This is a genomic window from Rhizobium sp. PP-CC-3G-465, assembly GCF_004343445.1.
In the GTDB taxonomy this organism is placed as follows: domain Bacteria; phylum Pseudomonadota; class Alphaproteobacteria; order Rhizobiales; family Rhizobiaceae; genus Ferranicluibacter; species Ferranicluibacter rubi.
Window position 1 is genome coordinate 1,137,974 of sequence record NZ_SLYH01000001.1, and the last position, 14,281, is coordinate 1,152,254.

The 14,281-nt window shown below is 61.6% G+C and carries 15 protein-coding genes; 2 read left to right on the plus strand and 13 right to left on the minus strand.

Annotated features, from left to right (window positions below; translation table 11 throughout):
- Positions 1 to 12 precede the first annotated feature (12 nt).
- The 7 genes from C8J33_RS05265 to C8J33_RS05295 form a co-directional block, all read right to left on the minus strand.
- Positions 13 to 1,434, minus strand: a complete 1,422-nt coding sequence (locus tag C8J33_RS05265; RefSeq protein ID WP_132663374.1) for a pyruvate dehydrogenase complex E1 component subunit beta — start codon at positions 1,432 to 1,434, stop codon at positions 13 to 15.
- A gap of 21 nt (positions 1,435 to 1,455) precedes the next feature.
- Positions 1,456 to 2,505 carry a pyruvate dehydrogenase (acetyl-transferring) E1 component subunit alpha gene (gene pdhA / locus C8J33_RS05270; protein WP_110798799.1) on the minus strand — a complete coding sequence of 350 codons (1,050 nt, stop codon included), beginning with the start codon at positions 2,503 to 2,505 and terminating at the stop codon, positions 1,456 to 1,458.
- 149 nt (positions 2,506 to 2,654) lie between these two features.
- Entirely contained in the window at positions 2,655 to 2,963 is a 309-nt protein-coding gene (locus tag C8J33_RS05275; protein ID WP_092933518.1) for an FtsB family cell division protein, read from the minus strand.
- Positions 2,964 to 3,121: 158 nt separating this feature from the next.
- Positions 3,122 to 4,396: a phosphopyruvate hydratase gene (gene eno, locus C8J33_RS05280; RefSeq protein ID WP_110798798.1), complete on the minus strand. Its 1,275-nt coding sequence runs from the start codon at positions 4,394 to 4,396 to the stop codon at positions 3,122 to 3,124.
- A gap of 85 nt (positions 4,397 to 4,481) precedes the next feature.
- Positions 4,482 to 5,321 (minus strand): 3-deoxy-8-phosphooctulonate synthase, encoded by an 840-nt coding sequence (kdsA, locus tag C8J33_RS05285; RefSeq protein WP_110729665.1) that lies wholly within the window; start codon positions 5,319 to 5,321, stop codon positions 4,482 to 4,484.
- A 2-nt stretch (positions 5,322 to 5,323) separates the two neighbouring features.
- Positions 5,324 to 6,229, minus strand: coding sequence for a VOC family protein (locus C8J33_RS05290; RefSeq protein ID WP_132663375.1), 906 nt, complete (start codon positions 6,227 to 6,229; stop codon positions 5,324 to 5,326).
- A gap of 116 nt (positions 6,230 to 6,345) precedes the next feature.
- On the minus strand, positions 6,346 to 6,918 hold the full coding sequence (locus C8J33_RS05295; RefSeq protein ID WP_110732461.1) for a transglycosylase SLT domain-containing protein: 573 nt from the start codon (positions 6,916 to 6,918) through the stop codon (positions 6,346 to 6,348).
- Between the two features lie 41 nt (positions 6,919 to 6,959).
- Between C8J33_RS05295 and C8J33_RS26950 the strand changes: the two genes are divergently transcribed.
- Both C8J33_RS26950 and C8J33_RS05300 read left to right on the plus strand, forming a co-directional pair.
- Positions 6,960 to 7,109: a hypothetical protein gene (locus tag C8J33_RS26950; RefSeq protein WP_165929734.1), complete on the plus strand. Its 150-nt coding sequence runs from the start codon at positions 6,960 to 6,962 to the stop codon at positions 7,107 to 7,109.
- Positions 7,081 to 7,668: a hypothetical protein gene (locus C8J33_RS05300; protein WP_132663376.1), complete on the plus strand. Its 588-nt coding sequence runs from the start codon at positions 7,081 to 7,083 to the stop codon at positions 7,666 to 7,668. Before C8J33_RS26950 ends, C8J33_RS05300 begins: the two co-directional genes overlap by 29 nt.
- A 102-nt stretch (positions 7,669 to 7,770) precedes the next feature.
- Here the strand turns inward: C8J33_RS05300 and C8J33_RS05305 are convergent, their stop codons facing one another.
- From C8J33_RS05305 to C8J33_RS05330, 6 genes are all read right to left on the minus strand, one after another.
- Entirely contained in the window at positions 7,771 to 9,399 is a 1,629-nt protein-coding gene (locus tag C8J33_RS05305; protein WP_165929735.1) for a CTP synthase, read from the minus strand.
- A 144-nt stretch (positions 9,400 to 9,543) separates the two neighbouring features.
- The gene (gene secG, locus C8J33_RS05310; RefSeq protein WP_132663378.1) at positions 9,544 to 10,128 is read right to left on the minus strand and encodes a preprotein translocase subunit SecG; all 585 of its coding nucleotides are present in this window, start codon (positions 10,126 to 10,128) and stop codon (positions 9,544 to 9,546) included.
- Positions 10,129 to 10,327: 199 nt separating this feature from the next.
- Positions 10,328 to 11,098, minus strand: a complete 771-nt coding sequence (gene tpiA / locus C8J33_RS05315; RefSeq protein WP_132663379.1) for a triose-phosphate isomerase — start codon at positions 11,096 to 11,098, stop codon at positions 10,328 to 10,330.
- Positions 11,099 to 11,238: 140 nt separating this feature from the next.
- Positions 11,239 to 12,708, minus strand: a complete 1,470-nt coding sequence (locus tag C8J33_RS05320; RefSeq protein ID WP_132663380.1) for an aspartate aminotransferase family protein — start codon at positions 12,706 to 12,708, stop codon at positions 11,239 to 11,241.
- Between the two features lie 14 nt (positions 12,709 to 12,722).
- Positions 12,723 to 13,739 carry an NAD-dependent epimerase/dehydratase family protein gene (locus C8J33_RS05325; RefSeq protein WP_132663381.1) on the minus strand — a complete coding sequence of 339 codons (1,017 nt, stop codon included), beginning with the start codon at positions 13,737 to 13,739 and terminating at the stop codon, positions 12,723 to 12,725.
- Positions 13,736 to 14,176: an EamA family transporter gene (locus C8J33_RS05330; protein WP_132663382.1), complete on the minus strand. Its 441-nt coding sequence runs from the start codon at positions 14,174 to 14,176 to the stop codon at positions 13,736 to 13,738. The genes C8J33_RS05325 and C8J33_RS05330 overlap by 4 nt, the downstream gene beginning before the upstream one ends.
- Between the last annotated feature and the right edge of the window lie 105 nt (positions 14,177 to 14,281).

Sequence of the window (14,281 nt, forward strand, 5' to 3'; positions counted from 1 at the left end):
ATCCCGCTTCCCTTACTTGTAGCAGACGGTCTTCACCGCCTCGATGACTTCACCGACATTCGGCAGAGCCAGCTTTTCGAGGTTTGCCGCGTAGGGCATCGGAACGTCCTTGCCGGCAATCGTCAGGATCGGCGCGTCGAGATAATCGAAGGCCTGCTGCATGACGCGGGTGGCAATCTCGGTGCCGACGGAGGACTGCGGATAGCCTTCCTCGACGGTGACGAGACGGCCGGTCTTCTTGACCGATTCGATGATCGTCGGCAGGTCCATCGGGCGGATCGTGCGCAGGTCGATCAGTTCGACGTCGATGCCGTCCTTCTCGAGTTCAGCGATCGCCTTCAGCGAGTAGGTCATGCCGATGCCGAACGACACGATGGTGACGTCCTTGCCGGTCTTGTGAATGCGGGCCTTGCCGATCGGCAGAACGAGATCGTCCATCTTCGGCACGTCGAAGGACTGACCGTAGAGGATTTCGTTTTCGAGGAAGATGATCGGGTTCGGATCGCGGATCGCGGCCTTCAGAAGACCCTTGGCATCGGCAGCGGAGTACGGCGCGATAACCTTGAGGCCCGGGATATGGCTGTACCAGGCTGCGTAATCCTGGCTATGCTGCGCGCCGACGCGGGCTGCCGCACCGTTCGGGCCGCGGAAGACGATCGGAGCGCCCATCTGGCCGCCGGACATGTAGAGCGTCTTTGCAGCCGAGTTGATGATCTGGTCGATCGCCTGCATGGCGAAGTTGAACGTCATGAACTCGACGATCGGCTTCAGGCCGGCCATGGCGGCACCGACGCCGACGCCGGCAAAGCCGTGCTCGGTGATCGGGGTATCGACCACGCGACGCGCGCCGAATTCCTGCAACAACCCTTGCGTGATCTTGTAGGCGCCCTGATATTCGGCAACCTCTTCACCCATTATGAAGACGTCGCCGTCGCGGCGCATTTCCTCGGCCATGGCGTCACGCAGCGCTTCGCGCACCGTCGTGGAGACCATTTCCGTGCCGGCCGGGATGTCCCGATCGGCAGCGACATCGACCTTGGGTGCTGCCGGCACCTTGCTGTCGGCCTTCGACGTCGGCTCGTCGCTCGATTCGCGGGCCTTACCGCCGGCATCGTTCGACGTTGCGGTCGGCGTGTCGGCATCGGCCTTCGGTGCCGCCGGCTTGGCGTCGGCAGCCGAATCGGCGCTTTCGCCTTCCTGCAGCAGGATAGCGATGGCCGTGTTGACCTTGACGTTTTCGGTACCGGCTTCGATCAGAATCTTGCCGATCGTACCTTCATCGACGGCTTCCACTTCCATGGTCGCCTTGTCGGTCTCGATTTCAGCGATCACGTCGCCGGAGGCGACGGTGTCGCCTTCCTTCTTCAACCATTTGGAGAGCGTGCCTTCTTCCATGGTCGGGGAAAGGGCGGGCATCAGAATTTCAATAGGCATGGATCAGTCCCTCGTCCCGGATCACAGAAGAATGTCGGTGTAGAGCTCGGATACATCCGGCTCCGGATCGTTCTGGGCGAAATCGGCGCTGTCGGCGACGATGTCGCGGACGTCCTTGTCGATCGCCTTCAGCTCGTCCTCGGTGGCCCAGCCCTTCTCCAGCAGGCGAACCTTCACCTGCTCGATCGGGTCGTGCTCGGACCGCATCTTCTGAACTTCGTCCTTGGAGCGATACTTCGCCGGGTCGGACATGGAGTGGCCGCGGTAGCGGTAGGTCTGCATTTCCAGGATCACCGGACCCTTGCCCTCGCGGCAATGGGCAACAGCTTCCTCACCGGCCGCCTTGACCGCACGAACGTCCATGCCGTCGACCTGATAGCCGGGGATGCCGATGGCGGCACCGCGCTGGGAGAAATCGACGCCGGCCGAAGCGCGGGCGACGGATGTACCCATGGCGTAGCGGTTGTTCTCGATGATGTAGATGCAGGGCAGCTTCCAGAGGGCCGCCATGTTGAAGCTCTCATAGACCTGGCCCTGGTTGGCCGCGCCGTCGCCAAAATAGGCGAGAGAGACATTGTCGTTGCCGCGATAGCTGTTGGCGAAGGCAAGGCCCGTGCCGAGCGAGACCTGTGCACCGACGATGCCGTGGCCGCCGTAGAAATTCTTCTCCTTGGAGAACATGTGCATGGAGCCGCCCTTGCCCCGGGAGTAGCCGCCCTGGCGCCCCGTGAGCTCGGCCATGACGCCGCGTGCGCTCATGCCCGTTGCGAGCATGTGGCCGTGGTCGCGGTAACCGGTGATGACCTGGTCACCCTGCTTCAGCGCCATCTGCATGCCGACGACGACAGCTTCCTGACCGATGTAGAGATGACAGAAGCCGCCGATAAAGCCCATGCCGTAAAGCTGGCCGGCCTTTTCCTCGAAACGGCGAATGAGGAGCATTTCGCGATAGGCCTTCAGGTCCTGTTCGCGGTCGAATTCTACGATCGTGCCGTTGGCGAAATCCTTGCCTGCAGATTTGCCGGCTGACTTGCCGCGGCTGGATACGGACGCGTTCTGACGCGGAGCCATGCGATCCTCCCTATGGTTTGCGTTTTGCGGCTACCATAGGGAAAGACTGTGACAACAGCAATGCTATATTTGCATGGCTTATATTCGGCACAAGCAACTGAAAAAACTGTATAAATTTTGATTAACGTCTTTTCGGTTAACTGATGGACTCAGTGGAAGATGACGATCTCGTCGGCGCGTGACATATTCAGTCCGAAACGCGCCTTTTCGTCCAGCATATCGCGCTCCATGGAGCCATCGCTGAGCAAAGCGACTTCCTTTTCAAGGATTTGACGCTTCTCTGTCAGCTCTTTCAACGTCGCCTGCCGCTCCACGCGCTGGCGGTCGAAGACCTCCGTTGCCCGCAGGCCGAAGTCACCGTGAATCGAGTGGTAGGAGAAATAGGAAAGGAAAGCGACGGTGATGAGCGGCATGGCAAACCGCCCGAGTTTCCGCTTCCGATGATGCTTGGTCCACATACGCTGACGCCCTGCTACGCTACTGGCCTTCAAGCTAGCAGGCATGTGTTAATCGAGCGTTGACCATAACGAACATTGGAAGGACGCCGCGCGGAAACGAAAAAAGCCCGGGCCTCCTTGCGGAAGCCCGGGCTTTGCGAATAGCCGCGCTTGAAAGATCAGCCGCGCAGGATGGAGCGCCCCATGTACTGCGCCTGGGGGCCGAGCTGCTCTTCAATGCGGATCAGCTGGTTGTACTTAGCGGTCCGGTCGGAGCGAGCCAGCGAGCCGGTCTTGATCTGGCCGCAGTTGGTGGCAACGGCGAGGTCCGAGATCGTGCTGTCTTCCGTCTCGCCCGAGCGGTGCGACATGACGGCGGCGTAGCCGGCCTTATGGGCGGTTTCCACAGCGTCGAGCGTTTCCGACAGCGAGCCGATCTGGTTGACCTTGACGAGGATCGAGTTGGCGACACCCATCTTGATACCGTCGCGCAGGCGCTTGGAGTTGGTGACGAAGAGATCGTCGCCGACGAGCTGGACCTTGGAGCCGATCTTGTCGGTCAGGTACTTCCAGCCGTTCCAGTCGTCTTCGCCCATGCCGTCCTCGATCGAGAAGATCGGGTACTTGGCAGCGAGTTCCGCGAGGTAGTCGGCCATGGCTTCCGGCTCAAGCACGCGGCCTTCGCCTTCGAGGTGGTACTTGCCGTCCTTGAAGAACTCGGTCGAGGCGCAATCGAGCGCGATGAACATGTCTTCGCCGGGCTTGTAGCCGGCCTTTTCGATCGAGCTCATGATGAAGTCGAGCGCTGCCGGGGCCGATGCAAGACCCGGCGCAAAGCCGCCTTCGTCGCCGACATTGGTGTTGTGGCCATCGGCCGACAGCTGCTTCTTCAGCGTGTGGAAGACTTCCGAGCCCATGCGCACGGCATCGCGGATCGAGTCGGCGCCAACGGGAACGATCATGAACTCCTGGAAGTCGATCGGGTTGTCGGCATGCGCGCCGCCGTTGATGATGTTCATCATCGGCACCGGCAGGTAATGGGCGTTCGGGCCGCCGATGTAGCGGTAGAGCGGCAGGCCGGCCGATTCGGCAGCAGCCTTGGCAACGGCGAGCGAGACGCCGAGGATGGCGTTGGCGCCGAGGCGAGACTTGTTCTCGGTGCCGTCGAGTTCGATCATGACCTGGTCGATCTGGATCTGGTTTTCGGCATCGAGACCGCCGATGGCCTCGTAGATTTCGCCGTTGACGAATTCGACGGCGCGCTCGACGCCCTTGCCGAGGTAGCGCGAGCCACCATCGCGCAATTCGACCGCCTCATGCGCACCCGTGGACGCGCCGGAGGGAACGGCCGCACGGCCGAAGCTTCCGTCTTCGAGATGCACGTCGACTTCGACCGTCGGATTGCCTCGGCTGTCCAGAATTTCGCGGCCGATGATGTCGATGATGGTTGTCATGGTCTCTTCCCTGTCCTTGGGTTTTGGGCGGATGGCCTGTCTTAATCGACGGCTATGAAATTACAATGGCAGTGGGCGCCGCCCGTCAGCGCTTCGCGATCGCGTCGAAGGCGAGCAGGGTTTCGAGCAGACGCGGCATGTCGTCGATAGCGACCATGTTCGGACCGTCCGACGGTGCATTGTCGGGATCCTCATGCGTCTCGATGAACACACCAGCGACACCGACCGCAACGGCGGCGCGTGCCAGCGTCTCGACGAATTCGCGCTGGCCGCCGGAAGACGTGCCCTGCCCGCCCGGCTGCTGGACCGAATGCGTCGCATCGAACACCACGGGCGCGCCGAGACCCGCCATGATCGGCAGCGAGCGCATGTCGGAGACCAGCGTGTTGTAGCCGAAGGAGGCACCGCGCTCGCAGAGCAGCACGTTCGGATTGCCACTCTCGGTAAACTTCGACAGCACGTTCTTCATGTCCCAGGGAGCAAGGAACTGGCCCTTCTTCACGTTGATCGTGCGGCCGGTTTTAGCGGCGGCGACGAGCAGGTCCGTCTGGCGGCAGAGAAAGGCCGGGATCTGCAGGATATCGACTGTGGGTGCAACGAGCGCGCAATGCTCTTCGGTATGAATGTCGGTGAGAACGGGAAAGCCGTATTCCGTCTTGAGATCGGCAAAGATCTCCATCGCCTTCTCAAGACCGATGCCGCGCTTACCGGACAGCGATGTGCGGTTGGCCTTGTCAAAGGACGACTTGTAGACGAGGCCGAGGCCGAGCTTGTCGCAGAGTTCCACCATGCGGCCGGCGATCATGAAGGCATGGTCGCGGCTCTCCATCTGGCAGGGACCGGCGATGAGCGACAGCTTGGCACCTTGCGAGAAGGTCACGGCGCGGGCGCCCTCGCCGACGACGACGGAATCATTGGTTTTCATGGTCATTCTCCAAATACGAAGATGGCGCCCTGTCCGGGTGCCGGAGTCACGATCAGGCGGCTGTCCCGTTTGACATGCTCGATGGCGTTGGCGGCCAGCATGGCTTCGGTGGCGGCGATGTCTCCGACCGTGAAGACGATCGCACGCGCCCGGAGGCCGCGCTCTGTCAGCGGCTCGTCGACACCGAGGAAACCCCGCATACCGGCCTCGTTCAGGACGGAGATGTGGGCATTGGCGGCGGGAATGTCCATGCCGAACGAATGCGCCTCCGTTTCACGCTCGTCCACGACCTCCTGAAGGAAATACTGGAAGTCGGTCGGATTGGGCTCGGACAGGATCACCTGCCGGATGCCGGTCACACCGTTTGCGTGTGTTTCGAAAGCGGTGCGGTCGGCGGGGAGCGGCTGCACGCGCTGACAGGTGAAGCAGAGCAGATCCGGCGCGCGCAGGTCGCTGGCGAAGGCCAGTCGGAACTGCCCGATCACTTCCTCTCCATCCGGACGTTTCATCGGCCTTGAAAATTCGAGAATGTCGCCGCCGGACAGGCCATGGTCCTGAAACCGGGCGTGGTCGGCGATGGCGTCGTCCGTGGAAAAGACGAGTGCGGAGAAGCCATCCTGGCCGCGGCGAAAGCGATAGGCGAGGTCTCGCGCAACGAAGGCATTGCCCTGCAAGGCGGCGGCTTCGCAGTCCTCGCGCTGGGCAACGGCGAGCGGTTCCAGATAGGTCTTGTCGGCGAGGAAGACGCAGGCATTCTCTGTGCCAAACGGATGCAGGGCATCGCCGGCGACGGTAAAACCGAGGCGAGACAAGCGCTGGCGTGCCGTGGCAAGCGCCGCGACGGGCAGGACGAGATGATCGAGATGGCGGCGGACATGGCCCGCGATTGCCGGTCGGTCGTCTCTCATCGTCCGCTTCTCCTCGTCACGCCGGCAGGAACCGAGCGTTCACCGGTGCTTGGCATCTTCGGGCCGACAATTCAAGGCTGGAATTGGTGAGGCAAGACTGACCTGATGTTTCCGGCCTAGTCGCAGTTTCGCAACTGGCTGGCATAGGACGACGCGAGGGCGGCCGAACGCCGGGCTGTCGCCTGCAGGCCGGCATTGCCGCGCCAGGAGCCACGCGCATAGCCCGCATCGCCCGAGTAATAGGCGAGATAGAGATTGTAGGCATCGTTGAGGCCGATGCCGTTCTTGCGGTGGTTGCGGGCGTGATACCAGCCGACGAAGTGGATGGCGTCGGAAAAGTTCGACCGCTTGGCCATCCAGCGTCCCGTCGAGGCGCGGTACTCGTCCCACGTGCCGTCGAGCGCCTGGGAATAGCCGTAGGCGCTGGAGACGCGCTTCCACGGGATGAAGCCCAGGAGTTTCGTGCGCGGCGGCTTGGCATGCGGACGAAAATTCGACTCAGTCTGGATCGTCGCCATCAGGATGGGCACGGGCACGCCATACTGCTTCTCGGCGTGCCGTGCGGCACGCTGCCAATTGTTGAACAACCCATCGCGCTGCTCGAAGATCGCGCAGGCATTCCGGGTGTTCTTGGGCGCCGTTGCACAACCGGCAAGCGCCATCAGGGCGACGAAAATCAATACACGCATCGCTCTCGATCCAAGGTTCGAAAGAGATGAATGACAGGTAAATGTTAAAAGAAGGTTTTGATCGATTATCAGCCGGCAACGAGCGGGAACTTGCCCCTTACGAGGCGTTTCATCTCATCATAGGGATGCTCTCGCTACTGGCAGAGATTACGGGGATAAAACATGTCGACATCATCATTGAAGCAGTTTGAACAAGACCTACGCAACGTTATCGGCGGAGCGACAAAAGTGCGCCCTTTTGTCTGTTCCGGCTCTCCCTTCGAAGCATCCATTTTTCTTGTGGGCTACAACCCAGCTACAGAAATGAGCAAGGATTTCTGGTCATTCTGGAGTGAAACACGAGGTTTCGACAAGGAAGCATGGATTGAGGAATACATACGGGAACGTCAGGCAAAACCCCTCAAGCCAGGCAAGTCATTTCGGCCGACAATTTCACCCACTCGCCGAAACATTGAGGGTTTCGTCAAAGCAGCGTTTCCCACCGCTGTTCTAGAGACGAATATATTTGCGGTCGCGTCTGAGACGAAGCCGGAACTGGCACTGACAAATCGCGATACGACACCCTTTCAGTATCTTGTCAGCACTATCCGTCCAAAGGTCATCGTGGCGCATGGGAAAGACGCTTGCGAGGTTGTCTCCCAGTTGGAGACCGGTGCGCAGGTGATCGCGGTCAAGCATTTGTCCCGCGGCTGGTCGAAAGAAGCGATTACCAGACTCGGGATTGAAGCTTCCGCCGCATGGATGGCCTGAGCAATCTTGTCTCAAAGAAAGATCGCCATCCTGTTCAACAGGAGGCGATCTATACATGTGCAAAGCGGTTAAGCCGGATCTGAGACGACCTATGGGTCGCTCTTATACAAGCCGCGTCTGCTCCACCGCAGCTTCGATGAAGCTGGCGAAGAGCGGATGGGGATCGAGCGGGCGGGACTTCAGTTCCGGGTGGTACTGGACGCCGATGAACCAAGGGTGATCCGCATACTCGATCGTTTCAGGCAGAACGCCATCCGGCGACATGCCGGAGAAGACGAGGCCGCAATTCTCAAGCCGGTCCTTGTAGTCGATGTTCACCTCGTAGCGGTGACGATGGCGCTCGGAGATATCGGCGGAGCCGTAGATATCCGCGATCTTCGTACCCTTCTTCAGCGAGGCCTTGTAGGCGCCGAGGCGCATGGTTCCACCGAGGTCGCCGGAGGCCGTCCGCTTCTGAAGCTCATTGCCCTTGATCCACTCGGTCATCAGGCCGACCACGGGTTCGGCCGTTGGGCCGAATTCCGTCGAGGACGCCGCCTCGATGCCGGCGAGGTTGCGCGCCGCTTCGACGACGGCCATCTGCATGCCGAAGCAGATGCCGAAATAGGGCACCTTGCGTTCGCGGGCGAAACGGGCGGCCAGGATCTTGCCTTCCGAACCGCGCTCGCCGAAGCCACCGGGCACGAGAATGCCGTTGACCTTTTCAAGGTAAGGCGCCGGATCTTCCTTTTCGAAGACTTCCGACTCGATCCACTCGAGCTTGACCTTCACCCGGTTGGCAATGCCACCGTGGTAGAGGGCTTCGATCAGCGATTTGTAGGCGTCCTTGAGGCCGGTATATTTGCCGACGATGGCAATCGTGACCTCGCCTTCCGGCGTGCGGATCCGGTCGTAGACGTTTTCCCAGCTGTCGAGGCGCGGCTTCGGCGCGGGCTCGATGCCGAAGGCGGCCAGGACTTCAGAGTCGAGGCCTTCCTTGTGGTAGGCTATCGGCACGTCGTAGATGCTCGCCACGTCCAGCGCCTGGATGACGGCGGACGGACGGACGTTGCAGAACAACGAGAGCTTGCGGCGCTCGGCTTCGGGGATCTCCCGGTCGGCGCGCACGAGCAGAATGTCGGGATGGATGCCGAGCGCCTGCAGTTCCTTGACGGAATGCTGCGTCGGCTTGGTCTTCAGCTCGCCGGCAGCCGAAATATAGGGCATCAGCGTCAAATGGACGTAGATAGCGGCACCGCGCGGCAGATCATTCTTCAGCTGGCGGATCGCTTCCATGAAAGGCATGGCCTCAATGTCGCCTACCGTGCCGCCGATTTCGCATATGACGAAGTCGTATTCCTCGTTGCCCTCGGTGACGAAATTCTTGATCTCGTTCGTCACGTGCGGGATCACCTGCACGGTCGCGCCGAGGTAGTCGCCGCGGCGTTCCTTGTCGATGATGTTCTTGTAGATGCGACCCGTGGTGATGTTGTCGGTCTTGGTGGCCGAGCGGCCGGTGAAGCGCTCGTAATGGCCAAGGTCGAGGTCGGTCTCAGCGCCGTCGTCGGTGACGAACACCTCGCCGTGCTGGGTCGGGCTCATAGTGCCCGGATCGACGTTCAGATAGGGGTCGAGTTTACGAAGCCGCACCCGATAACCACGGGCCTGCAGCAACGCGCCGAGAGCGGCTGCGGCAATCCCTTTTCCAAGGGACGAAACCACGCCGCCGGTGATGAATACATATCGCGCCATGGGCTTGACCGGATACCTTTTCGAGATCGATTCCGCCATCGAAAAATGCCGCACTCCCCAGATTTTGAGGCGCTGACATCGATGACGCACAAAAGAAAACCGGCGGAAAACAGGTTCCGCCGGTCGGATTTGGTTGCGCTCGGCTTACTGAGCGGTGGGTGCGCCCGTGCCAGTCGCTGCAGGCGGCGTGGCCGCAGGGGTTTCCGTCGCGGGTGCCGGTGCGGCAGGCGCCATCGTGTTGGCAGGCGCCATGGTGTTGTTGGCAGGCGCCATCGTGTTCGACGGAGCCGGTGCGGCCGGCGTCGTTGCCGCAGGAGCAGGCGTCGCGGGTGCTGCCGGGGCCGTGCTGGCCGGAGCATCGCCACCGGTGGGAACGCCGTTGCCGGGAGCGGCCGGTGCCGGGGTCGCGGGTGTCGCAGGCGCCGTGGTGGTGCCACCGAGCGAATCGAGGACGCCGTTGCCGTTGTTGGTCGTTCCGGGGATACGGTCGAGGACGTCGGTCGCGTTCGGCTGGTAGCGAGCATAGATGCTCATGGCCAGAGCGAGGACGAAGAAGAGTGTGGCAAGGATCGCCGTCGTACGCGTCAGCGCGTTCGCCGTACCGCGAGCGGACATGAAGCCCGAGCCGCCGCCGACGCCGAGACCGCCGCCTTCCGAGCGCTGGATCAGCACGACGCCAATCAGCGCCAGCACGACCATGAGATAGATGACAAGCAATACTTCCTGCATTTCGTCCAGTCCTGGCTTGAAGCGCGCCGGACCCCGGCCGTGTCGCCGTTCGTCACCCGCACTTGACGTCTCTGTTGCCGCAAATCTTCACGAAAAGCCGGGCACGGCACGGCCGCGTGTTCCCGGCCGCGTCCTCGCAGCGAATTTCGGTTTCGCGGGCTCAATATACCAAGCAGCCCGCTATTCCAAGCCCCGATGATCAGCCGAGCAGTTGCTCGTATGCGCCGTAGATGGCGAGGAAGTCCTGCGCCTTCAAGCTCGCGCCACCGATCAGTGCGCCGTCAACGTTCGCGATACCCATCAGCTCGACGGCATTGCCCGGCTTGACCGAGCCGCCATAGAGGATGCGCATGGCCGCGCCTTCGTCGCCGAACCGCGCCGTCAGTTCCTTGCGCATGAAAGCGTGAGCCTCCTCGATGTCGGTCACGGTCGGTGTCAGCCCTGTGCCGATCGCCCAGACGGGCTCATAAGCGATGACGGTGTTATCAGCCGTGATGCCATCCGGCAGCGAGCCATCGAGCTGGCGCTTGAGAACATCCAGCGTCTGGCCTGCCTTGCGCTCGTCACCGGTTTCGCCGATGCAGACGATGGCGGCGAGATCGGCAGCCAGAACAGCTTCCGTCTTCGCGCGCACGATCGCATCCGTCTCTGCGTGATCGTTGCGGCGCTCGGAATGGCCGACAATGACGTAGGTGCCGAAGCAGTCGGCGATCATTTCGGCGGAAATATCGCCCGTATGCGCACCGGACACGGCGACGTGGCAATCCTGCGCGCCGATGGCGAGCGGGCTGTCGGTACAAAGGGCCGTCGCGACGTAGAGAAGTGTTGCCGGCGGGCAGATGAGCGCCTCGACCTTTTCGGACAGCGGGCCCGTGACCCCCTCGGCCATCGCCTTGATCTGGTCGAGAGAGGCGCGCAGCCCGTTCATCTTCCAGTTCCCCGCAACAAGCGGACGCACATCAGGTGTCATTCGGCTTCTCTCCCGTTTTCCGACGATGGATCGGCCGTAGCAAATCCACCCGGTCGTGGAAAGCGTTGATCACGCGTGGAACATCGGAATCAGAAACGCGGGCCGTTCCCCCGCCCGCGTCCCATGTTCGTCGTCTCGACTCAGCCCATCTGGCTGCCGACGAAATCCTTGACGATCCGAATGATGCCGCGGCCGAGGAGATCGTCGAGCGCATCCACGAACTGATCGACATGGGCGCGTTCGCAAATCAGCGGCGGCTCCAGGCGGATGACGTTGCGGTTGTATTCGGTGAAGGCGACGAGTGTGTCGTAGTCCCGCAGCAGCAGCGCGCCGATGAAGCCGGAGAGCGAGCCCTTGAGCTTGTCGTCGAGCATGCCGATGACCGGGCGCAGCACCAGCGGCATCGTCTGGCTGAAGTCCTGGAACTCGAGCCCCACCATGAGCCCCTGCCCGCGAACCTCCTTGATGATCTTCGGGTACTTCTCTCGCAGCGCATCGAGGCGGGCGAGCAGGTAGGCGCCCTGCTCTGCCGCGTTATCGATCAAGCCGTCGTCATACATGATGTTCAGCGCCTCGATGGCGGTGACGCAGGCCTCGCCCATGCCGCCGAACGTCGCCATCGCGTGGATCATCGCCGTCTTCGGCGTGCCATAAGCCTTCATGTAGATCTCGCGCCGGGCGATCATGGCGCCCACGGCCGCCTTGCCGCCACCGAGCGACTTGGCGAGCGCCGTGATGTCCGGCACCACATTTTCATGCTCGAAGGCGAAGAAGCGGCCCGAGCGGCCGTAACCGCACTGGACCTCGTCCGCGACCCAGACGACGCCGTAGCGGTCGCAGAGGGCGCGGAGCTCCTTCCAGAAACCATCGGGTGCGCGGATGATACCGCCGCCGCCCTGGATGGTTTCCAGAACGATCGCCCCGATCTGCGGATCGGCCCGGAAGGCGTTCTCGATCGCCTGGATGTTGCCGAAGGGCACGCGGACGGTGTTTCCCGAGACCGAAAAATCAGCCCGGTAGAGAGCGCCGTCGGTGATGTTCAGCACGCCCTTCGTCTTGCCGTGGAAAGAATTCTCGGCATAGACGACCTTCGGCCGCTTCGGGCCGGCAGCGCGCTCGGCGAGCTTGACGGCGGCTTCCATGACCTCGGAGCCGGACGAGCCGAGGAACACCATGTCGAGATCGCCGGGCGAAATGGTTGCGAGATTCTTCGCGAAGGCTGCCGCATATTGCGACATGAAGGCGATGGCGATCTCGTGGCGGTTCTCGTCCTGAAAGCGCTTACGGGCTTCCAGCAGACGCGGGTGGTTGTGGCCAAAGGCGAGCGAGCCGAAACCGCCGAAGAAATCGAGGATCTTCCGCCCGTTCTGGTCGGTGTAGTACATCCCCTCGGCGCTCTCGATCTTCACCTTGTGGAAGCCGAGCAGCTTCATGAAGTGGAGCTGGCCGGGATTGACGTGATCCTTGAACAGGGTCGTCATTTCCGGAACGGTCAGCGCCTTGGCGTCCGCGACCGTGAGGAGGTCGGGCTTGGCAACCGCTTTGCGGACGGGCTGCGGGCCTTCGATGGCGGGGGCGTCAACAAGGAAACGGGCGGGCGTATCGAGCATCTTGTCGTTCCCTCTTATTCGGCCGGCAGGGCGGCGGGCGTGCCGACGGTGCCTTTGGATTTCTTCGCGCGATATTCGTCGTAGGCGGCGATCAGCATGGCGCCGTCGTTGAACTGCGCCTTCCAGCCAAGCTCCTGTTTCAGCTTTCCCGTCTCGCGAACGCACATCTCGTCGGCGATCAGGTACTGTTCCGGGTCCATGATCGGCAGGTTGATCGCATCGAAGGCGGCCAGCGTCGCCTTGACGGCAAAGCCCGGCGTGGGGATGAGGATGGATTTGGAACCGGCATGCTTGATCAGGCCGCCCAGAAGCTGGCGCACGGAAGGCGGATTGTCGGAGCCGAGATTGTAAGCCTCGTTCGGCACGCCACTCTTCCAGGCAAGACGCGCGGCTTCGGCGCAATCGAACACGGAGATGAATTGGTAGGGCGCCTTGCCCGAGCCGATCATCGGCACCGGCAGGTTGGCGTCGATCAGCTTGAACAGCTTTTCCAGGATGCCGAGGCGGCCCGGGCCGATGATGAGGCGCGGACGGAAGATCGAGATCCGCATGCCCTTTTCGCGATAGGCATGGCAGAGCTGCTCCGTCGCCCATTTCGACTTGCCGTATTCGCCGAGCGGCTTGACCGGATGATCCTCCGCCTGCGGCGACTGCACCGTGTGGCCGTAGATCATGTCCGTCGTGAACTGCACGAGACGGTTGGCACCCGAAGCCGCCGTCGCCTTCATGATGTTCTCGGCACCGTAATAGTTGACCGGCCAGAAAAATTTCCAGCGTTTGGCGCGCACCTGCAGCGGCGACAGCATCTTGGCGGCCATGTTGTAGACCATGTCCTCGGGGCCGATATCGACCTTCATCACCTGATCGAGATCCGTCACGTCGCAATGCACGAAGCCGACGCGGCCATGGGCGTAATGCGGCAGGTCGGTCTTGACGATATCGGCGATCAGAACCTGTTCGCCTTCGTTGACGAGGCGCTCGGCGAGGTGGCGACCGACGAAGCCGTCGCCTCCGAAAATGACGTGTTTCATGTCGGGCTCCCACTATGGATGGATTTTGCGGCTGAGGGTTCGATCGTCGCGGTTTCCGCGGGCGTCGAGCGGCCGGACTGGGCAATGAGAACGGTTCCCACGCAGATGAAGCCGATGCCGGCGATGCGCCAGGCGTTCAGGTCCTCGCGGAAGATGACGTAGGCGAAGATGGCCACGGCGACGTAGGCGAGGCTGAGGAAGGGATAGGCAAAGGACAGCTCGACCTTCGACAGCACGTAGAGATGCGACACCATCGAAATGGCGAAGGTGGCAAGCCCCGCAAAGACCCAGGGGTTGAACAGGATCTGAAAGAAGCGGGCGATCGCGGTATCGGGCGTGAATGTCAGAGGGCCGAGGCTCAGCATGCCCTGCTTCAGCATCAGCTGTGCCGCCGCATTGGTCAGCACGGTAAACAATATGAAAGCCAAATATTTCATGTCGTATTCCCTTTTCGGGCTCGTTCTCGCTTGGGATCCACCTTACGGAAGAGAGTCCACTATTCGGTGAAACTTGCTGATTTCTTTTATTATAATTGATTCTAT